The organism is Paraburkholderia tuberum STM678, from assembly GCF_902833905.1.
GTDB lineage: Bacteria > Pseudomonadota > Gammaproteobacteria > Burkholderiales > Burkholderiaceae > Paraburkholderia > Paraburkholderia tuberum.
Window position 1 is genome coordinate 75,995 of sequence record NZ_CADFGP010000028.1, and the last position, 20,732, is coordinate 96,726.

Sequence of the window (20,732 nt, forward strand, 5' to 3'; positions counted from 1 at the left end):
CCGCCTTCGCACGTAAAAGATACGGATAATGGATCAATTCGCCAAAGAGACTCTGCCAATCTCCCTTGAGGAGGAAATGCGCCGTTCGTATCTCGATTACGCGATGAGCGTGATCGTAGGGCGAGCGCTTCCCGATGTCCGCGATGGCCTGAAGCCGGTGCACCGGCGCGTGCTGTTCGCGATGCACGAGCTGAACAACGACTGGAACCGCGCCTACAAGAAGTCGGCGCGTATCGTCGGCGACGTCATCGGTAAATACCATCCGCACGGCGACACCGCTGTCTACGACACGATCGTACGGATGGCGCAGGACTTCTCGCTGCGCTACATGCTCGTCGACGGCCAGGGGAACTTCGGTTCCGTCGACGGCGACAATGCCGCGGCGATGCGTTACACCGAAATCCGCATGGCGAAGATCGGCCACGAACTGCTGGCCGACATTGACAAGGAAACGGTCGACTTCGCGCCGAACTACGACGGCAGCGAGAACGAGCCGGCCATCCTGCCCGCGCGCATCCCTAATCTGCTGATCAATGGTTCGTCCGGCATCGCGGTCGGCATGGCGACCAATATCCCGCCGCACAACCTCAATGAAGTCGTCGACGCGTGTCAGCATCTGCTGAAGAACCCGGAAGCGACGATCGACGAGCTGATCGAGATCATCCCCGCGCCCGACTTCCCGACCGCCGGCATCATCTACGGCGTGGCCGGCGTGCGCGACGGCTATCGCACCGGCCGCGGCCGCGTCGTGATGCGCGCGCTGACGCACTTCGAGGAAATCGACCGTGGCCAGCGCATGGCGATCATTGTCGACGAGCTGCCCTATCAGGTGAACAAGCGCTCGCTGCTCGAGCGCATCGCCGAGCTCGTCAACGAGAAGAAGCTCGAAGGCATTTCCGACATCCGCGACGAATCCGACAAGAGCGGGATGCGCGTCGTGATCGAGCTGAAGCGCGGCGAAGTGCCCGAGGTCGTGCTGAACAATCTGTACAAGGCGACCCAGCTTCAGGACACGTTCGGTATGAACATGGTCGCGCTCGTCGACGGCCAGCCGAAGCTCCTGAATGTGAAGGAAATGCTGACGTGCTTCCTGTCGCATCGCCGGGAAGTGCTGACGCGGCGCACCGTCTACGAACTGCGCAAGGCGCGCGAACGTGGTCACGTGCTCGAAGGTCTCGCGGTTGCGCTCGCGAACATCGACGAATTCATCGCGCTCATCAAGGCCGCGCCGACACCGCCGATCGCCAAGCAGGAGCTGATGTCGCGCGCGTGGGATTCGTCGCTCGTGCGCGAAATGCTGTCACGCGCCGAGTCGGAAAACGCGTCGGCGGGCGGTCGCGAAGCTTATCGTCCGGAGGGACTGAACCCGTCGTTCGGCATGCAGACCGACGGCCTTTACCGTCTGTCCGATACGCAGGCGCAGGAAATCCTGCAGATGCGCCTGCAGCGACTGACCGGTCTCGAGCAAGACAAGATCATCGGCGAATACCGCGACGTGATGGCGCAGATCGCTGACCTGCTGGACATTCTGGCTCGCCCGGAACGCATTTCGGCGATCATCGTCGACGAACTCACGTCCATCAAGGCCGAATTCGGCGATGCGCGTCGCTCGAAGATCGAGTTGAACGCGACCGAGCTGAACACCGAAGACCTGATCACGCCGCAGGAAATGGTCGTGACGATGTCGCACGCGGGCTACGTGAAATCGCAACCGTTGTCCGAATATCGAGCCCAGAAGCGCGGTGGTCGTGGCAAGCAGGCCACTTCCATGAAGGAAGACGACTGGATCGACACGCTGTTCATTGCCAATACGCACGACCACATCCTGTGCTTCTCGAACCGCGGCCGTGTGTACTGGGTCAAGGTCTACGAAGTGCCGCAGGGTTCGCGCAATTCGCGCGGCCGGCCGATCGTCAATATGTTCCCGCTGCAAGAAGGCGAAAAGATCACGGTCGTGCTGCCGGTCAAGGAGTTCTCGGCCGACAAGTTCGTGTTCATGGCGACCGCGTTGGGAACGGTAAAAAAGACGCCGCTGGAAGCATTTAGCCGGCCGTTGCGCAAGGGTATTATTGCGGTCGGTCTCGATGAGGGCGATTACCTGATCGGCGCCGCGATCACCGACGGCCAGCACGACGTGATGCTGTTCTCGGATTCGGGCAAGGCAGTGCGCTTCGACGAAAACGACGTGCGTCCAATGGGCCGCGAGGCGCGCGGCGTGCGCGGCATGCAACTCGAGGACGGCCAGAACGTGATCGCGTTGCTGGTGGCCGACGACGAGCAGCAGTCGGTGCTCACCGCAACCGAGAACGGCTACGGCAAGCGCACCCCAATCACCGAGTACACGCGTCACGGCCGCGGCACGAAGGGCATGATCGCAATCCAGACGTCGGAGCGTAACGGCAAGGTCGTTGCCGCGACGCTGGTGGACCCGGAAGCGCAGATCATGCTGATTACCACGACGGGCGTGCTGATTCGCACGCGCGTGTCGGAAATTCGCGAAATGGGACGCGCAACGCAAGGTGTTACACTCATCAGCCTTGACGAAGGGACCAAGCTGTCCGGTCTGCAACAGGTAGCGGAGGCCGAGGGCGAGTCGGAAAGCGATTCCGACGGCTCCGCTGAAGGTGATAACGGCGGTGAGGGCGGCGGCGCGGCTTGATCCGTGCCAGCGGCTTTCAGTCTCAGTTAATACGTTGAAGCTACGCTGCGGGTCACCGCGTATCGGGCCGGTACGCTTTCCCGTGTGGCGTGCAGTTCAAGTTAATTTCTCTTAGGGAGTAGTGATGCAAAAACGATTCAAACAACTGATGTTGCTGGCTGCCATCGTGCCGACCTTCGCCATGGCTCAAGCGCTGCAGAACCAGGCGCCTGCGGCTCCGGCTGCCGCAGCAGCACCGGTTGATCCGGCCAAGCAAGCTGCCATCAAGGAGCTGCTCGACGCCATCGATGCGCAGAAGCTGGTTGGCGCAATCGGCAACAGCGCGCAGATGCAGGCCAAGCAGCTCGTTCCGGCAATCCTGTCGGACGCGCTGACCGAGAACAAGACGATGACGGACAAGCAGAAGCAGGCCGCCGTGCCGACGCTGCAAAAGAACGCGGTGCCGAAGCTGGTGGACAGCGCGGGCCAGGTGTTCGCGACCGACTCTTTCCGTCAGGACGCGATGCAATCTCAGTACGACGCGTACGCAAAGTACTACAGCACGTCGGAAATCAAGGATCTGACCACGTTCTACAAGAGCCCGACCGGTCGCAAGTTCATCCAGGTGCAAGACCAGGTTGGCCGCGACGTCGTGAACGGTCTGATGCAGAAGTACATGCCGGAATCGATCAAGGCAACGCGTGAGCAGGCCGACAAGGAAGTCGCATCGGTCAAGCCGGCTGCCAAGTAAATTCCGCTCGCAGGCTGCGCTGATCAGCCGGCCTGTCGTCGCGCCCACTGGGCCACCCGGCGTGGCGGGTTGGCGGCGACAATGCGATAATGGTCGTTTGCGCACTGGCGCAGACGACCATTTTCTTTTTCGGCGAGCCATTTCGCAGTTCTTTTCGCCGATTCCCGCGCGACTTCGTTATTTCGCGCCCGCTTCCAGGACCTCACATGCGCGTCTTTAATTTCTCCGCCGGCCCGGCGGCCATGCCCGAAGAAGTGCTGCGCCAGGCAGCCGACGAGATGCTGAATTGGCGAGGCAGTGGTATGAGCGTGATGGAAATGAGCCATCGCGGCAAGGAATTCATGTTGATCCACGAGGAAGCGCTGACCGATCTGCGCGAGTTGCTGCAGGTGCCGGCAAGCCACCGTATCCTGTTTCTGCAGGGCGGCGGACTCGGCGAAAACGCGATCGTGCCGATGAACCTGCTCGGCTCGAAACCGCGCGCGGATTTCGTCATCACCGGCGCGTGGTCGGAGAAATCGTTCAAGGAAGCGCAGAAATACGGCAGCGTGCATCTCGCCGCGACCGGCAAGACAGCCGAGGGCTTCACCCGCGCGCCGGCGCGCTCGGAATGGCAGCTGTCGGACGATCCGGCTTACGTGCACTTGTGCACCAACGAGACCATTCACGGCGTCGAAACCTTCGAGATTCCCGACCTCGGCGATACTCCGCTCGTCGCGGACGCGTCGTCGCATATCCTGTCGCGCCCGATGGACATCGCCAAATACGGCGTGCTATTCGGCGGTGCGCAGAAGAACATCGGCATGGCCGGCGTGACGGTCGTGATCGTGCGTGAGGACATGCTCGATCGCGCGATGCCGATCTGCCCGTCGGCGTTCGAATGGAAGACCGTCGCCGAGAACAATTCGATGTACAACACTCCGCCCACCTACGCGATCTATATTGCCGGGCTCGTGTTCAAGTGGTTGAAGAAGCAGGGCGGCCTCCTGGCGATGGAGGCACGCAACCTCGAAAAATCGAAGCTGCTGTACGACACGATCGACTCGAGCAGCTTCTATCTGAACAAGGTCGAGCGTGGCTCGCGCTCCCGGATGAACGTACCGTTCTTCCTCGCCGACGAGTCGCGCAACGAAGATTTCCTGTCCGGCGCGAAAGCGCGGGGATTGGTGCAGCTAAAGGGCCACAAGTCCGTCGGCGGCATGCGGGCGTCGATTTATAACGCCGTCCCGCTCGAAGGCGTCAAAGCGCTTGTCGAATACATGAAGGAATTCGAACAGCGCAGTGCCTGAGTCACACTGACCGGCAGGCGTGCGCATCTTTTCCAGCAGTTACCCGGCAAAGCCGTTTTACGCATGGACGACGAACTCAATACACGACTCAAACCTCTGCGCGATCGCATCGACGCGCTCGACGCGCAGTTGATCGCGCTCCTGAACCAGCGCGCGTCGGTCGCGCTCGAAGTCGGGGAGGTCAAGAAGCATTTCAACGCACCGGTGTTCCGACCCGAGCGCGAGATGCAGGTGATCGCGCGCCTGCAGGAGATGAGCGCGGGGCCGCTTGCGGACGAACACATCGGCGCGATCTGGCGCGAGATCATGGCCGCAAGCCGCGCGCTCGAAAAGACCATCAAGGCCGCGTACCTCGGGCCCGTCGGCACCTATAGCGAACAGGCGATGCATGAGTACTTCGGTCAGTCGATCGAAGGGCTGCCGTGCCCGTCGATCGATGAAGTGTTCCGCTCGGTCGAGGCGGGCGCCGCCGACTACGGCGTCGTGCCGGTCGAGAATTCGACCGAAGGCGCGGTGTCGCGCACGCTGGATCTGCTGCTGCAAACGCAGCTGACCATCGGCGGCGAACTCGCATTGCCGATTCATCACAACCTGCTCACGCAAAACGGGCTCGCCGGCGTCACGCGCGTGTGCGCGCACGCCCAGGCGCTCGCGCAGTGCCAGCGCTGGCTGTCGACCAACGCGCCGCATCTCGAGCGCCAGGCGGTGTCGAGCAACGCGGAAGCTGCACGGATGGCAGCCGAAGATCCGACCGTCGCGGCCATCGCCGGCGACCGCGCCGCGATCCACTACGGCCTGCAGGTCACCAACGCGCTGATCCAGGACGATCCGCACAACCGCACACGCTTCGTGATGATCGGCAAGCAGCCGACCGGTCCGAGCGGCTACGACCAGACCTCGCTGATTGTGTCGGTCGTGAACGAACCGGGTGCGATGGTCAAGCTGCTCGAGCCGTTGGCGCGCCACGGCGTGTCGATGACGCGTTTCGAATCGCGCCCGGCGCGCGTCGGCACGTGGGAGTACTACTTCTATATCGATGTCGAAGGCCATCGCGACGACCCGGCCGTGGCCGCCGCGCTCGCCGGGCTCGGCGAGAAGGCCGCGTTCCTGAAAATACTCGGCTCGTATCCGCGCGCCCGGTAAGGGCTGGCAGGGCAGTCCGGGCGGCGCCAAGTGCACTGCCCGAACGCATATTTCACTATCCATCGTCGTTCGGAGATTTTCATGACAGCGTCTTTCGGCCCTTCCTATGTGCGTGCGATCGCGCCGTACATCGCCGGCAAGCCGATTTCGGAAGTGGCCCGCGAGTTTGGTCTCGACGAGGCGAGCATCGTGAAGCTGGCATCGAACGAGAATCCGCTCGGCATGCCGGAATCCGCGCAGCGCGCGATGGCGCAGGCGATCGCCGACCTCGGCCGCTATCCGGACTCGAACGGTTTCGAACTGAAGGCGGCGCTCGCCGCGCGCTACGGCGTGCCGGCCGAGTGGATCACGCTCGGCAACGGCAGCAATGACATCCTCGAACTCGCCGCGCACGCGTTCGTCGAGAAGGGCCAGGCGGTAGTGTTCTCGGAGTATTCGTTCGCGGTCTATGCGCTCGCAACGCAAGGCGTCGGCGCGCGCGCGATCGTCGTGCCGGCCGTGCACTATGGTCACGACCTCGACGCGATGCTTGCCGCGATCGACGACGACACGCGTCTCGTGTTCGTCGCCAATCCGAACAATCCGACCGGTACGTTCGTCGACGGTCCTACGCTCGAGGCGTTTCTCGGCAAAGTGCCGCGCCATGTGGTCGTCGTGCTCGACGAGGCGTACACCGAGTATCTGTCGGCGGACAAGCGCTATAACTCGATCGACTGGGTGCGCCGCTATCCGAACCTGCTGGTGTCGCGCACTTTCTCGAAGGCGTTCGGCCTGGCGGGCCTGCGTATCGGCTTCGCGATCGCGCAGCGCGGCTTGACCGATCTGCTGAATCGACTGCGTCAGCCGTTTAACGTCAATACGCTCGCGCAGGCTGCGGCGATTGCGGCACTGAACGACAGCGCATTTCTGGAACAGAGCGCGGCGCTGAACGCGCAGGGCTATAAGCTTCTGACCGAGGCGTTCGACAAGCTCGGTCTCGAATACGTGCCGTCCGAAGGTAACTTCGTGCTCGTGCGCGTCGGCGGTGACGACGAAGCCGGCGCCCGGGTGAATCTCGCGCTGCTGAAACAGGCTGTGATCGTGCGACCGGTCGGCAACTACGGTTTGCCGCAATGGCTACGCATCACGATCGGCCTGCCGGAGGAAAACGGAGCGTTCCTCGCGGCGCTCGAAAAGACGCTTGCCGAGCCTGCCGCTGCGTAAGCATTGCTCCTTGATCCCGCGCGTCGGCCGGCAGGAGCGGCGCGCTTATTGTCCGTATTGTGTGAGCGACGTGGCCGCGTTTTCTTTTAACAAGCTGGTGATTTTCGGTGTCGGCCTGATCGGCGGATCGCTCGCGCGCGCGTTGCGCGAACGCGGCGAGGCCGGCGGGGCACGCACGGTGGTTGGGGTGGGACGGACGTCCGCGTCGAGCGAGCGCGCGTTGGCGCTCGGGGTGATCGACGGCGCTGCGGCGCTCACCGACGACGCCGCGCTGCGCGACGCGCTAGCGGGCGCGGACTTCGTGCTGCTCGCGGCGCCGGTCGCGCAGACACAGCCGCTACTCGAACGCATGGCGCTGCATCTCGACGCCAACACGATCGTCACCGATGCGGGCAGCACCAAGTCCGACGTGGTTGCCGCCGCGCGCGCGGCGCTCGGTGCACGGATCGGCCAGTTCGTGCCGGGCCATCCGATCGCCGGCCGTGAGTCGAGCGGCGTCGACGCCGCGCTGCCCGATCTGTATGTGAACCGCAACGTCGTGCTGTGCCCGCTGCCGGAGAACGCGCCGGAAGCGGTCAAGCGCGTCGCGGCGATGTGGCGCGCCACCGGCGCCTTGGTGCGGGACATGACGCCGCAGCAGCACGACCGCGTGTTCGCGTCGGTCAGTCATCTACCGCACGTGCTGTCGTTCGCGCTCGTCGAACAAATCCTCAGTTCGCCCGACGCCGCTTTGAAGTTCTCGTTCGCGGCGGGCGGATTCCGCGACTTCACGCGCATCGCCGCGTCGAGTCCGGAGATGTGGCGCGACGTCTGCGTCGCCAATCGCGCGGCGCTGCTCGACGAACTCGACGCGTATACCGCGGTGCTCGCGCGCCTGCGCACGGCGATCGAGGCCGGCGACGGCGTCGCGCTCGAAGCGGTGTTCGCGCGCTCGCGCGTCGCGCGCAGTCAGTGGCAGGAGCAGCGCGCGGCTGGCGTGGCCTCCAGCGACGCGTCCAAATAACCGGAAACTGGACACATCATGGAATTCCTCGATCTCGGACCTTTTTCCCGTGCGTCCGGCACGATTCGTCTGCCCGGCTCGAAGAGCATCTCGAACCGCGTGCTGCTGCTCGCCGCGCTCGCCGAAGGCGAGACGACGATCACGAACCTGCTCGATTCCGATGACACCCGCGTGATGCTCGCCGCGCTCGAAAAGCTTGGCGTACGTCTGAAGCGCGACGGTGACACCTGCGTCGTGACCGGCACGCGCGGCGCGTTCACCGCGCGAACGGCCGACCTGTTCCTCGGCAACGCGGGTACGGCGGTGCGTCCGCTGACCGCGGCCCTCTCCGTGAACGGCGGCGACTACCGGATCCACGGCGTGCCGCGCATGCACGAGCGGCCGATCGGCGATCTCGTCGACGGCCTGCGCCAGATCGGCGCGAAGATCGACTACGAACAGAACGAAGGCTATCCGCCGCTACGCATCCGTCCCGCCCAGACCACGGCCGACGCGCCGATCCGCGTGCGCGGCGACGTGTCGAGCCAGTTTCTGACCTCGCTGCTGATGACGCTGCCGCTCTTGCGCACCGCGAGCGGCGTCACCACCGTGCAGGTCGACGGCGAGCTGATCTCGAAGCCGTACATCGAGATCACGATCAAGCTGATGGCGCGCTTCGGCATCGACGTCGAGCGTCACGGCTGGCACCAGTTCGTGGTGCCAGCCGGGCAGCGTTATCAGTCGCCAGGCACGATCATGGTGGAGGGGGATGCGTCGTCGGCGTCGTATTTCCTCGCCGCGGGAGCGCTCGGCGGCGGCCCGCTGAGAGTGGAAGGGGTGGGCCGCTCGAGCATCCAGGGCGACGTCGGCTTTGCCGATGCGCTGATCAAGATGGGCGCGAACCTGCAGATGGGCGAGGACTGGATCGAAGTGCGCGGCGTCGGCAACGACCATGGCAAGCTCGATCCGATCGACATGGACTTCAACCTGATCCCCGACGCGGCGATGACGATCGCGGTCGCCGCGCTGTTCGCGGACGGCACCACCACGCTGCGCAACATCGCAAGCTGGCGCGTCAAGGAAACCGACCGCATCGCCGCGATGGCGACCGAGCTGCGCAAGGTCGGCGCGAAGGTGCAGGAGGGCGAGGATTTCCTCGTCGTCACGCCGCCCGAAAAGCTCATCCCGAATGCCGCGATCGACACCTACGACGACCACCGTATGGCGATGTGCTTCTCGCTCGTGAGCTTGGGCGGTGTGCCGATCCGCATCAACGACCCGAGGTGCGTCGGCAAGACGTTCCCCGATTATTTCGAGCGCTTCACGGCGCTCGCGCAACCCTGATGCAATCCAGATTCGCGTGCGAATCGCCCGATGTGCGACATTTTTAGATGAAACCGATCCGTCCCTTTCACCAGACGCCCGTCATTACGATCGACGGCCCCAGCGCCTCCGGCAAAGGCACTGTGGCCGCGATGGTGGCCGCCAACCTCGGCTTTCACCTGCTCGACAGCGGCGCGCTCTACCGGCTCGCGGCACTCGCGAGCCTGCGCTACGGCATCGCGGCGGACGACGTCGACGCACTTGTCAAACTGATCGACGACCTGCATATCACGTTTCGTGAGGGGCTCGCGCAGCTCGACGGCGTCGATGTATCGACCGAAATTCGTGCCGAGGAAGTGGGCAGCCGCGCCTCGGCGATCGCCGTTCACGCGCCGGTGCGAACCGCGCTGGTGGCGCGTCAGCGGGCGTTTCGCAAGCAGCCGGGGCTCGTCGCCGACGGGCGCGACATGGGCACCGTGATCTTTCAGGATGCCGTGCTGAAGGTGTTCATGACGGCGAGCGTCGAGGCCCGCGCGACGCGCCGGCATAAGCAATTGATCCAAAAAGGATTTTCTGCTAATATAGATGACTTGCTCCGGGATTTGCGTGAGCGCGACGAGCGTGACAGTCAGCGCGCGGCCGCGCCGCTCAAGCCCGCGGCGGATGCAAAACTGCTTGATACCTCCGCATTGTCGGTCGACCAGGCGGTCGAGCAGGTGGTGCAATGGTATGAAGCGCTGGTCCCGCATGCGTAACTGAAACGGTCATGCGGTAGTGGCCAGACAGCGGCAGTCCTGTTGTTGGTAGGTGCTTCGCGATGGTCGCGAAGCGTTGTTTTTTTAACCCTTTAACCCCGCGTGGCGTTCGCGTATTTGCCGCAGTTGCTGACCAGTCCGGTGAGCCAGGCGTTGCGAAGACCATGCAAACTCTGATTTTTATGTCCGACCTGCAAACCTCTACCCCGAATACCGAATCTTTTGCGGCTCTGTTCGAAGAGTCGCTGACCAAGCAGGACATGCGCGCTGGCGAAGTGATCTCCGCGGAAGTCGTGCGTGTCGACCACAACTTCGTGGTCGTGAACGCTGGTCTGAAGTCCGAAGCCTACATCCCGCTCGAAGAGTTCCTGAACGACGCGGGCGAGGTAGAAGTGCAGGCGGGCGACTTCGTTTCCGTCGCGATCGACGCGCTGGAAAACGGCTATGGCGACACCATCCTGTCGCGTGACAAGGCGAAGCGTCTGGCTTCGTGGCTGTCGCTGGAAAAGGCGCTGGACAACAACGAACTCGTAACCGGCACGATCACGGGCAAGGTCAAGGGCGGTATGACCGTGATGGTCAACGGCATCCGCGCGTTCCTGCCGGGTTCGCTGGTTGATACGCGTCCGGTCAAGGACACCACCCCGTACGAAGGCAAGACGCTCGAATTCCGCGTCATCAAGCTCGACCGCAAGCGTAACAACGTCGTGCTGTCGCGCCGCGCTGTCATCGAGGCAACGCAAGGCGAAGAGCGCGCGAAGCTGCTCGAAACGCTGAAGGAAGGCGCGATCGTCGAAGGCGTGGTCAAGAACATCACCGACTACGGCGCGTTCGTGGACCTCGGCGGTATCGACGGCCTGCTGCACATCACGGACATCGCATGGCGTCGTGTGCGTCACCCGAGCGAAGTTCTGTCGGTTGGCCAGGAAGTCACCGCGAAGATCCTCAAGTTCGACCAGGAAAAGAACCGCGTTTCGCTCGGTATCAAGCAATTGGGCGACGATCCGTGGGAAGGCATCTCGCGCCGTTATCCGTCGGGCACGCGTCTGTTCGGTAAGGTCACCAACATCACCGACTACGGCGCATTCGTCGAAGTGGAATCGGGCATCGAAGGCCTCGTCCACGTGTCGGAAATGGACTGGACCAACAAGAACGTTGCTCCGTCGAAGGTTGTCCAATTGGGCGACGAAGTCGAAGTCATGGTTCTCGAAATCGACGAAGACCGCCGTCGTATCAGCCTCGGCATGAAGCAGTGCAAGCCGAACCCGTGGGACGACTTCAGCCGCAACTTCAAGAAGGGCGACAAGATCAGCGGCGCCATCAAGTCGATCACCGACTTCGGCGTGTTCATCGGTCTGCCGGGCGGCATCGACGGTCTGGTTCACCTGTCGGATCTGTCGTGGAGCGAAACCGGCGAGGAAGCCGTTCGCAAGTACAAGAAGGGCGACGAAGTGGAAGCGATCGTTCTCGGCATCGACGTCGAGAAGGAACGTATTTCGCTGGGTATCAAGCAGCTCGAAGGCGACCCGTTCAGCAACTACGTTGCAATGAACGACAAGGGTTCGGTCGTCGACGGTACTGTCAAGTCGGTGGACGCGAAGGGTGCTGTGGTCCAGCTGTCGGGTGAAGTCGAAGGCTACCTGCGTGCTTCGGAAATCGCCCAGGACCGCGTGGAAGACGCTCGCAACGTGCTGAAGGAAGGCGACAAGGTCAACGCGATGATCATCAACATCGATCGCAAGTCGCGTGGCATCAACCTGTCGATCAAGGCGAAGGATTCGGCTGAGCAGCAGGAAGCCATCCGCGGTCTCGCTGCTTCGGATTCGAGCGCGGCCGCTACCGGCACGACGAACCTCGGCGCGCTGCTGAAGGCCAAGCTCGACGGCCAGAACCAGTAAGCCTGAGAGGTCTGCTGCAGTATGACCAAATCGGAATTGGTCGCCCAGCTGGCTACGCGGTTTCCGCAACTTGTTCTCAAGGATGCGGATTTCGCGGTGAAGACGATGCTCGATGCGATGTCGGAGGCACTTGCCAAAGGTCATCGCATCGAAATTCGAGGCTTCGGCAGCTTCGGGCTCAACCGCCGTCCCTCCCGCGTTGGACGCAATCCGAAGTCGGGCGAGAAGGTGCTGGTACCTGAGAAGTACGTACCGCACTTCAAGCCGGGCAAGGAATTGCGCGAGCGGGTGGACCGTCGCGCGGGCGAGCCGCTGAAGGCCGAAGAGCCGGATGACGACCTTTAATGACTCCGCTGTGCGTCTTGCAGCGTGGCATAGCTAGCGTCAGCGGCCAAAGCCAGTCGGCAAAAGACCAGGAAAAGCGCCTTCGGGCGCTTTTTTTTCGACCATCGTTTGAGAAGAGGGCGCCTTCCGGTGCGGCCTTTGCATTTCGCGAATCACCCGTAAGTGCGCCATCCCGCCACTTGCTGCCCAGCCCCGAGGTCATCCATTACAATACGGGTCACTTCGGCGCGGGCTACACCGTGGCGCGACGCGTCATCGAGCCGGCGTCACCCCGCAACTGCCGTCAAGAGATCTATTCATGAAATTTATCGTCTGGCTGATCCGTGTGCTGGTGTTCGTGCTGCTGCTGGTGCTGGCGCTCTCCAACACGCAACCCGCTACGCTGAATTTCCTCGCCGGCTACGTCTGGTCGGCGCCTCTGATTCTGATCGGTCTCGCGTTTTTCGTGATCGGTTTGCTTGCGGGGCTCGTGTCGGCGGTGCCGGCCGTCGTACGTCTGCGCATGGAGAATGGCCGGCTCAGGCGCGAGTTGCGCGTGGCGCGCGAAACGCCAGCCGTCGTCGAGCAGCCGCCGCTGCCGCCGCTGATCTGAACTCCGTTGCGCCGCGCGCTCTGAGCGCGGCTTTTCGTTTTCGCTTTCCCGCACATTTGCATTAATCGCATGGATCTAGACTTCTGGTGGCTGCTGGTCATACCCGTCGCATTCGCGTTCGGCTGGATGGCGGCGCGCTACGACCTCAAGACGCTGCTGTCCGAAAGCGCGAACCTGCCGCGGTCCTATTTTCGCGGCCTGAACTTCCTGCTCAACGAGCAGCCCGACCAGGCGATCGACGCATTCATCGAGGTCGTCAAGCTCGACCCTGAAACGGTCGAATTGCATTTCGCGCTCGGCAATCTGTTCCGCCGGCGCGGCGAAACGGATCGAGCGATCCGCGTGCATCAAAATCTGCTGAGCCGCGCGGACCTGCCTGTCAGTGAGCGCGATCACGCGCTGTACGAACTCGGCCAGGACTTCCTGAAAGCGGGTCTGCTCGACCGTGCCGAGGAAACCTTCCGCTCGCTGCAGGCGGGCGATTACGCACTCGGCGCTCAACGCGCGCTGTTGACGATCTACGAGATCGAGAAGGACTGGGTCAAGTCGATCGATACCGCGCGTCACCTCGAAACGATGGGCGCACCGTCGCTCGACAAGGAAATCGCGCAGTTCCATTGCGAACTTGCTCAGGAAGCGCTGCAGCAGAAGAAACCGGACGAAGCGCGTCATCAGCTCGGTCTCGCGCTGAAGGCGAACCCGACCAACGTGCGGGCGACGATCCTGTTCGGCGACGTCGACGCGGCCGGCGGTGCGTCCGAAGCGGCGATCGGTCAATGGCGCGGCGTCGAGGAGCAGAACCCCGCGTATCTGCCGCTCGTCGCAGAGAAAATCATGAAGGCGTATGAAGCGCTCGGTCGCGCGCAGGAGGGCGCCGATCTGCTGACCACGTGGGTCGACCGTCATCCGAGCAACGATCTGCTCGACGTCGCGTATCAGCACGTCGCGTCGCTGCGCGGCGTCGATGCCGCGCATGCGCTCGCGCGCACGCAGATGCAGAAGTCGCCGAATCTGGCCGGCATGACGCGTCTGCTCGAAGCGCAGCAGGCCGTCGCCGAAGAGCCGCGGCGCAGCGAGCTCGAACTGATGCACACACTGATCCGCCAGCGCACCAAGAATCTGCCACGCTATACGTGCCAGAATTGTGGTTTCCGGGCGCGGCTTTTCTACTGGCAGTGCCCCGGATGCAGCGGTTGGGAAACCTATGCACCGCGCCGCGTCGAGCCGATTACCGCGCCGAGTTGACGCCGCACGGGCGGCTTTGGCCGCGTCGGCGTTCATTGCGACGCGACCGCTCCGCGAATTTCGCAACGAGTTTATCGCCGGCCTCATGAGCGGCATTCATTACCGGAACCTTCCACCGGAAAGCGTATGAAAATCACCATTATCGGCACCGGCTATGTGGGCCTTGTCACCGGCGCGTGTCTCGCCGAGATCGGCAATGACGTCTTCTGTCTCGACGTCGATCAGCGCAAGATCGACATCCTCAACAAAGGCGGCGTGCCGATTCACGAACCGGGCTTGCAGGAGATGATCGCCCGCACGCGCGCGGCTGGCCGCATCACGTTCTCGACCGATGTCGCCGCGAGCGTCGCGCACGGCGACGTGCAGTTCATCGCGGTCGGCACGCCGCCCGACGAAGACGGCTCCGCCGATCTGCAATATGTGCTCGAGGCCGCGCGCAACATCGGCCGCACGATGAATGGTTTCAAGGTGATCGTCGACAAATCGACGGTGCCGGTCGGCACCGCGCAGCGCGTGCGCGCGGTGATCAATGAAGAGCTCGCGAAACGCGGGCTCGCCGGCAGCGCGCAGCATCGCTTCTCGGTCGTGTCGAATCCGGAGTTCCTGAAGGAAGGTGCGGCCGTCGACGACTTCATGCGCCCCGACCGTATCGTGATCGGTATCGACGAAGACGAACCGGGCGTGCGGGCGCGCGAAATGATGAAGCGTCTGTACGCGCCGTTCAACCGCAATCACGAACGCACGCTGTACATGGACGTTCGCTCGGCCGAGTTCACCAAGTACGCGGCCAACGCGATGCTCGCGACGCGCATCTCGTTCATGAACGAGATGTCGAATCTCGCGGACAAGGTCGGCGCCGACATCGAAGCGGTGCGCCGCGGCATCGGTTCCGATCCGCGCATCGGCTATCACTTCCTGTATGCGGGCTGCGGCTATGGCGGCTCGTGCTTCCCGAAGGACGTGCAGGCGTTGATTCGCACCGCGAGCGAGAGCGGCCACAACCTGCGGATTCTCGAGGCGGTCGAGGAAGTGAACTACCAGCAGAAGGACGTGCTCGTGAACAAGATCACCGCGAAGCTCGGCGAGGATTTGAGCGGCCGCGCGTTCGCGGTGTGGGGTCTCGCGTTCAAGCCGAATACCGACGACATGCGCGAGGCGCCGAGCCGTCGCGTGATCGGCGAGTTGCTTGCGCGCGGCGCGAACGTGCGTGCGTACGACCCGGTCGCCGTGACCGAGGCGCGTCGCGTATTCGCGATGGATCTGCACGCTGCGCCGGAGCAGCTGGCGCGTCTCACGTTCACGAGCACTCAGGACGAAACGCTGATCGGCGCCGACGCGCTCGTGATCGTGACCGAATGGAAGGAGTTCAAGAGTCCTGATTTCGTGCATCTGAAATCGGTGCTGAAGACACCGCTGATTTTCGACGGCCGCAACCTGTACGAACCGGACGCGATGACCGAGCTCGGTATCGACTACCACGCCATTGGACGCCCCTATGCCCAACCCTCTGAACTTCCGGTCGATGCCTGAGGCCATGCCCGCGGCGCCCGCGTCCACGACGGCGCAGAAGCTCACGGTCGTGCCGCGCGCGCAGCTCAACGCGGCGCGCGTGCTGGTGGTCGGCGACGTGATGCTCGACCGATACTGGTTCGGCGACGTCAACCGCATTTCTCCGGAGGCGCCCGTGCCGGTCGTGCACGTGCAGCGCCAGGAAGATCGGCTGGGCGGCGCGGCGAACGTCGCGCGCAACGCGGTCGCGCTCAGCGCGCAGGCGGGTCTTTTGTGCGTGGTCGGTCATGACGAGCCCGGCGAGCGCATCGTGCAGCTGCTCGGCGAAAGCGGCGTCACGCCGCATCTGGAACGCGATCCGGCCTTGCTGACGACGATCAAGCTGCGCGTGCTGTCGCGTCAGCAGCAATTGCTGCGCGTCGATTTCGAAAACTCGCCGGCACACGAGGTGCTGCTCGCGGGCCTCGCGCGTTTCGACGAGCTGCTGCCATCGTACGACGTGATCCTGATGTCCGACTACGCGAAGGGCGGCCTCACGCACGTCACGCAAATGATCGCGAAGGCGCACGCGGCCGGCAAACCGGTGCTCGTCGATCCGAAGGGCGACGACTGGGAGCGCTATCGCGGCGCGACGCTGATCACGCCGAATCGCGCGGAATTGCGCGAGGTCGTCGGACAGTGGAAGTCCGAGGAAGATCTGATCGCGCGCGTCACGAAGCTGCGCGCCGAGCTCCAGTTCAAGGCGCTGCTGCTGACGCGCTCGGAGGAGGGCATGACGCTGTTCTCCGACGATGGCATCCTGCACGCGTCGGCCGTTGCGCGCGAAGTGTATGATGTGTCGGGCGCGGGCGACACCGTGATCGCGACACTCGCCGCGATGCTCGGCGCGGGTCTTTCGCTCGTCGACGCGGTCGGACTCGCGAATCGCGCGGCCGGCATCGTGGTCGGCAAACTGGGCACCGCCACCGTCGACTACGACGAACTCTTTTCCTGATGCAGCCCGCGGGGCGCCGTCGTCCGACGGACCAGCGGACCCCGCGCGGCGTTGACTGAACGAAGCTCACTACCGCAGGATCACCATGACCGTCATCGTCACCGGCGCGGCCGGTTTTATCGGCAGCAATCTCGTGAAGGCGCTCAACGAGCGCGGCGAACAGCGCATCATCGCCGTCGATAACCTCACGCGTGCGGACAAGTTCAGGAATCTGGTCGACTGCGAAATCGACGACTATCTCGACAAAACCGAATTCGTCGAGCGCTTCAGGCGCGGCGACTTCGGCAAGGTGCGCGCGATATTCCACGAAGGCGCCTGCTCGGACACGATGGAAACCGACGGCCGCTACATGATGGACAACAACTACCGCTATAGCCGCGACGTGCTGGACATCTGCCTCGCGCAGAACGTCCAGTTCCTGTACGCGTCGTCGGCGGCTACATATGGAGGCTCGAGCCGCTTCGTCGAGGAGCGCGAGGTCGAGCAGCCGCTGAACGTGTACGGCTATTCGAAGTTCCTGTTCGATCAGGTGATTCGCCGCGTGCTGCCCACGGCGAAGAGCCAGATCGTGGGCTTCCGTTATTTCAACGTCTACGGTCCGCGCGAAACGCACAAGGCGCGCATGGCGTCGGTCGCGTTTCACAACTTCAACCAGTTCCGCGCCGAGGGCAAGGTCAAGCTGTTCGGCGAGTACAACGGCTACGCGGCCGGCGAGCAGACGCGCGATTTCATCTCGGTCGAAGACGTCGTCAAGGTCAACCTGTTCTTCTTCGATCGTCCGGAGAAGTCAGGCATTTTCAATCTCGGCACCGGCCGCGCGCAGCCGTTCAACGATATCGCGAGCACCGTGGTCAACACGCTGCGCGCGCTGAACAACGAGCCGGCGCTGTCGCTCGCGGATCAGGTGCAACGCGGGCTGATCGAATACATTCCGTTCCCCGACGCGCTGCGCGGCAAGTATCAGTGCTTCACGCAGGCCGATCAGTCGAAACTGCGCACGGCCGGCTACGACGCGCCGTTTCTGAGCGTGCAGGAAGGTGTCGATCGTTACGTGCGTTGGCTGTTCGGCCAGGTGTGATTCGTACGTCATCCTCTTTAAACTGGAATCTCCTGGCCGGTGATGGTCGCCGGCCAGTGGCAACAGGGAGATTCCAATATGTTTCGAAAAGTACTGGTTACCGCGGCGATGCTCGCCGCTTTCGGCCACGCATATGCGGCGGTCGACGTCAACACGGCTAACGAAGACGCGCTGCGCGGCATCAAGGGCATCGGTCCGGCAAAAGCCAAAGCGATTGTCGAGGAACGTAATGCGCACGGCCCGTTCAAGGACGCGGCGGATTTCGGCAAGCGCGTCAAGGGCATGGGCGGGCACACCATCGAGCGCCTGCAGGCGGAGGGTCTCGCTGTCGGACCGGCTGGCGCGGCTGCTAGCACGCAGGTTGCGGCAGCTGCGGCGGGCAAGGAGCCGGCCGCTACGGCCGCGTCCGCCGCCACGCAGAAGGGCGCCGCCGCAGTGGCGGTGAAGAAGTAAGCGGCCGCGAGCCTTGCGCGTGCCATGCTGACGAGCGGCTTGCGGCGCGCACGGTTCGCGAACGTTCCATTGCATCGATTGGTACACACGTTTTCCCGCGGCTCGCAGCCGCGGGCTTTTTGCGTAGCAACACCCTGCATCCATGCATCCATGCGGGCAGAAGGGCCGCAGGGCAGCGCCGGAGATCGTGGTTTAGAATCGATGCATTGAAGACACTCTTTCGCGCATCGATCGCTAGACCCCATATGGCATACCAAACGATTGAAGACACGGTCGGCAATACGCCGCTCGTACAACTCGTCCGGCTTCCCGACGACGAGATCCGTAGCCGCAACAATGTGATCCTCGCGAAGCTCGAGGGCAACAATCCTGCGGGGTCGGTGAAAGACCGGCCGGCGTTGTCCATGATCAAGAAGGCCGAAGCGCGCGGACGCATCAAGCCGGGCGACACGCTGATCGAATCGACGAGCGGCAACACCGGCATCGCGCTCGCGATGGCCGCCGCAGTCCGCGGCTACAAGATGGTGCTGATCATGCCGGAAGATCTGTCAGTCGAGCGCCGCCAGAGCATGGCCGCTTACGGCGCGGAAATCATTCTGACGCCTGTCAAAGGCGGCATGGAGTACGCGCGCGATCTCGCCGAGCAGATGCAGCGCGAAGGCAAGGGCATCATCCTCGATCAGTTCGCGAACCCGGACAATCCGGCCTCGCACATCGAAGGCACGGGCCCGGAAATCTGGCGCGACACGGAAGGGCGCATCACGCACTTCGTGTCGTCGATGGGCACGACCGGCACGATCATGGGCGTGTCGACGTATCTGAAAACGCAGAACCAGCAGATCGAAATCATCGGCGCGCAGCCGGAAGAGGGCTCGCGTATTCCGGGTATTCGCAAATGGCCGGAAGCGTATCTGCCGAAAATCTTCGACCGCAGCCGCGTCGACCGCGTGGAGAACGTCAGCCAATCCGCGGCCGAGGCGATGGCGCGCCGCCTGGCGTCGGTCGAAGGCATCTTCGCGGGCATTTCGTCGGGTGGCGCGTGCGAAGTCGCGCTGCGCATCGCGCGTCAGGTCGAGAACGCGACGATCGTGTTCATCGTCTGCGATCGCGGCGACCGTTACCTGTCCACGGGGGTATTTCCCGCGTAAGCGGGTCGCTGGGCGCCTTCGCGGGCACACGAGCTAATGAAAAGCGCCGGTCGAGCCGGCGCTTTTTTTGCGTCTTTCAACGCGAGGCACCCGCGGCGACTCGCGGCGTGACTCACTGCGAATCAGAGTTCGACTGATCCGCCTGGCCTTGCGACGCGCTGCCGTTGTTGGCCGCTTTTGCGGCATTCGCCGCGTCGATTGCTTGCATCTGCGCCTTGACCTTCTGACCCAGCTGATACACCGCGAGCGCATAGAAGAAGCTGCGGTTGTAGCGCGTGAGCACGTAGAAATTCTTCAGGCCGAGCACGAACTCGGTGCCGCGTCCCGGCGTCGGCAGATCGACCACCGTGACCGGGGTGCCCGCTTCGGAAGCAATGTCGACGTTCGGCTCGTTCAGCACGAGGCCGGCACGCAGCAACTGGTCGAGCGGCCAGTGCGGCTCCGGCTGCCCATTGGCCGCGGCCTGCGCGACACCGAGGCTGCCCGCGTCCGAGCCGATTCGCCATACCACCGGCCGGCCGCTTTCCCAGCCGTTCTGGCGCAGATAATTCGCGACGCTGCCGATCGCATCCGCATCGCTCGTGCGCAGATCGATGCGCTTGTTGCCTTCGTAGTCGACCGCGTATTGGACGATGCTGCTCGGCAGGAACTGCGGAATGCCGATCGCGCCGGTGTACGAGCCGAGCACCGTGTTCGGGTCGATCTGCGCGTCGCGCGTCCACACCAGGTAGTCTTCGAGATTCTTGCGGAAGGTCGCCTGGCGGTCCGCGCGATTCGCGGTGTTCGGATAATCGAAGCTCAGCGTGGTCAGCGCATCGAGCACGCGGAAATTACCCATGTAGCGACCGTAGATCGTCTCGACGCCGATGATGCCGACGATCATCTCCGGCGGCACGCCGAACTCCTGATACGCGCGCTGCAGCGTGGCCCGGTTCTCGCGCCAGAACTGCACGCCGGCATTGACGCGCACCGGGTCGAGGAAGCGCGCCTGATACGAGCGCCAGTTCTTGACCGACGGCGTCGGTGACGGGGTGACCAGCTTCACCGCGGTCGCCGAGTAGCTGACGCCGGTGAACAGCGCGTGCAGCGACGCTTCGTCGAAATCGTAGCGTGCGACCATCTCGTTGATGAACGCATCGACGTTCGCGTTGTGCGCATAGCGCTGCGGAATGATCTCTTCCTCGAACGTCTGTCCTTGCGGTACCGGCTGCTGCGGCTGGCTCTGCGCGAGTTGCACCGGTGCTTTCCTCGTGGCGCTTTGCGCGCTCGCGGGACTTGCTGCGGTGAACATGCACGATGCGACGATCAGTGAGGCGGCGTGGGTGCCGAGGCGAAGACGGTTGCGTGGGGATCCTGCGGACAGAGCAAGCTTGACGGTCATGGTGA

General features: G+C 63.4%; 18 protein-coding genes. 17 read left to right on the top strand and 1 reads right to left on the bottom strand.

The annotated features are described in order from the left end of the window. Positions 1-28: 28 nt before the first annotated feature. From gyrA to cysM, 17 genes are all read left to right on the top strand, one after another. On the top strand, positions 29-2,659 hold the full coding sequence (gene gyrA / locus HWY30_RS23580) for a DNA gyrase subunit A (protein ID WP_090801329.1): 2,631 nt from the start codon (positions 29-31) through the stop codon (positions 2,657-2,659). Between the two features lie 124 nt (positions 2,660-2,783). Then, on the top strand, positions 2,784-3,389 hold the full coding sequence (locus HWY30_RS23585) for a DUF2059 domain-containing protein (protein ID WP_090801328.1): 606 nt from the start codon (positions 2,784-2,786) through the stop codon (positions 3,387-3,389). A 206-nt stretch (positions 3,390-3,595) separates the two neighbouring features. Continuing rightward, complete coding sequence (gene serC, locus HWY30_RS23590) at positions 3,596-4,678, top strand: 3-phosphoserine/phosphohydroxythreonine transaminase (protein WP_090801326.1); 1,083 nt, start codon at positions 3,596-3,598, stop codon at positions 4,676-4,678. 63 nt (positions 4,679-4,741) lie between these two features. After that, complete coding sequence (gene pheA, locus HWY30_RS23595) at positions 4,742-5,821, top strand: prephenate dehydratase (protein WP_090801324.1); 1,080 nt, start codon at positions 4,742-4,744, stop codon at positions 5,819-5,821. 81 nt (positions 5,822-5,902) lie between these two features. Further along, a complete protein-coding gene (gene hisC / locus HWY30_RS23600) occupies positions 5,903-7,024 on the top strand; it encodes a histidinol-phosphate transaminase (protein ID WP_090801322.1) in 1,122 nt (373 codons plus the stop codon). A 61-nt stretch (positions 7,025-7,085) separates the two neighbouring features. Then, positions 7,086-8,027, top strand: a complete 942-nt coding sequence (locus tag HWY30_RS23605) for a prephenate dehydrogenase (protein ID WP_176078936.1) — start codon at positions 7,086-7,088, stop codon at positions 8,025-8,027. 18 nt (positions 8,028-8,045) lie between these two features. Next, positions 8,046-9,350 carry a 3-phosphoshikimate 1-carboxyvinyltransferase gene (aroA, locus tag HWY30_RS23610; protein ID WP_176078935.1) on the top strand — a complete coding sequence of 435 codons (1,305 nt, stop codon included), beginning with the start codon at positions 8,046-8,048 and terminating at the stop codon, positions 9,348-9,350. 47 nt (positions 9,351-9,397) lie between these two features. Further along, positions 9,398-10,084 (top strand): (d)CMP kinase, encoded by a 687-nt coding sequence (gene cmk / locus HWY30_RS23615; RefSeq protein WP_090801320.1) that lies wholly within the window; start codon positions 9,398-9,400, stop codon positions 10,082-10,084. Positions 10,085-10,248: 164 nt separating this feature from the next. After that, positions 10,249-11,982 carry a 30S ribosomal protein S1 gene (rpsA, locus tag HWY30_RS23620; protein ID WP_008921410.1) on the top strand — a complete coding sequence of 578 codons (1,734 nt, stop codon included), beginning with the start codon at positions 10,249-10,251 and terminating at the stop codon, positions 11,980-11,982. Positions 11,983-12,003: 21 nt separating this feature from the next. Continuing rightward, positions 12,004-12,327 (top strand): integration host factor subunit beta, encoded by a 324-nt coding sequence (locus tag HWY30_RS23625; RefSeq protein WP_006050255.1) that lies wholly within the window; start codon positions 12,004-12,006, stop codon positions 12,325-12,327. A gap of 298 nt (positions 12,328-12,625) precedes the next feature. Next, entirely contained in the window at positions 12,626-12,919 is a 294-nt protein-coding gene (locus tag HWY30_RS23630) for a LapA family protein (protein WP_090801318.1), read from the top strand. Positions 12,920-12,988: 69 nt separating this feature from the next. Then, positions 12,989-14,164, top strand: a complete 1,176-nt coding sequence (gene lapB / locus HWY30_RS23635) for a lipopolysaccharide assembly protein LapB (protein ID WP_090801316.1) — start codon at positions 12,989-12,991, stop codon at positions 14,162-14,164. Positions 14,165-14,290: 126 nt separating this feature from the next. After that, entirely contained in the window at positions 14,291-15,694 is a 1,404-nt protein-coding gene (locus HWY30_RS23640; protein WP_090801314.1) for a UDP-glucose dehydrogenase family protein, read from the top strand. Then, positions 15,660-16,667 carry a D-glycero-beta-D-manno-heptose-7-phosphate kinase gene (gene rfaE1, locus HWY30_RS23645; protein ID WP_090801312.1) on the top strand — a complete coding sequence of 336 codons (1,008 nt, stop codon included), beginning with the start codon at positions 15,660-15,662 and terminating at the stop codon, positions 16,665-16,667. Before HWY30_RS23640 ends, rfaE1 begins: the two co-directional genes overlap by 35 nt. An 85-nt stretch (positions 16,668-16,752) precedes the next feature. Further along, a complete protein-coding gene (rfaD, locus tag HWY30_RS23650) occupies positions 16,753-17,745 on the top strand; it encodes an ADP-glyceromanno-heptose 6-epimerase (protein WP_090801310.1) in 993 nt (330 codons plus the stop codon). Between the two features lie 78 nt (positions 17,746-17,823). Further along, positions 17,824-18,198, top strand: a complete 375-nt coding sequence (locus tag HWY30_RS23655) for a ComEA family DNA-binding protein (RefSeq protein WP_090805416.1) — start codon at positions 17,824-17,826, stop codon at positions 18,196-18,198. Positions 18,199-18,443: 245 nt separating this feature from the next. Next, positions 18,444-19,346 (top strand): cysteine synthase CysM, encoded by a 903-nt coding sequence (gene cysM / locus HWY30_RS23660; protein ID WP_090801307.1) that lies wholly within the window; start codon positions 18,444-18,446, stop codon positions 19,344-19,346. 112 nt (positions 19,347-19,458) lie between these two features. Here the strand turns inward: cysM and mltB are convergent, their stop codons facing one another. Next, positions 19,459-20,637 (bottom strand): lytic murein transglycosylase B, encoded by a 1,179-nt coding sequence (gene mltB, locus HWY30_RS23665; RefSeq protein ID WP_090805414.1) that lies wholly within the window; start codon positions 20,635-20,637, stop codon positions 19,459-19,461. Between the last annotated feature and the right edge of the window lie 95 nt (positions 20,638-20,732).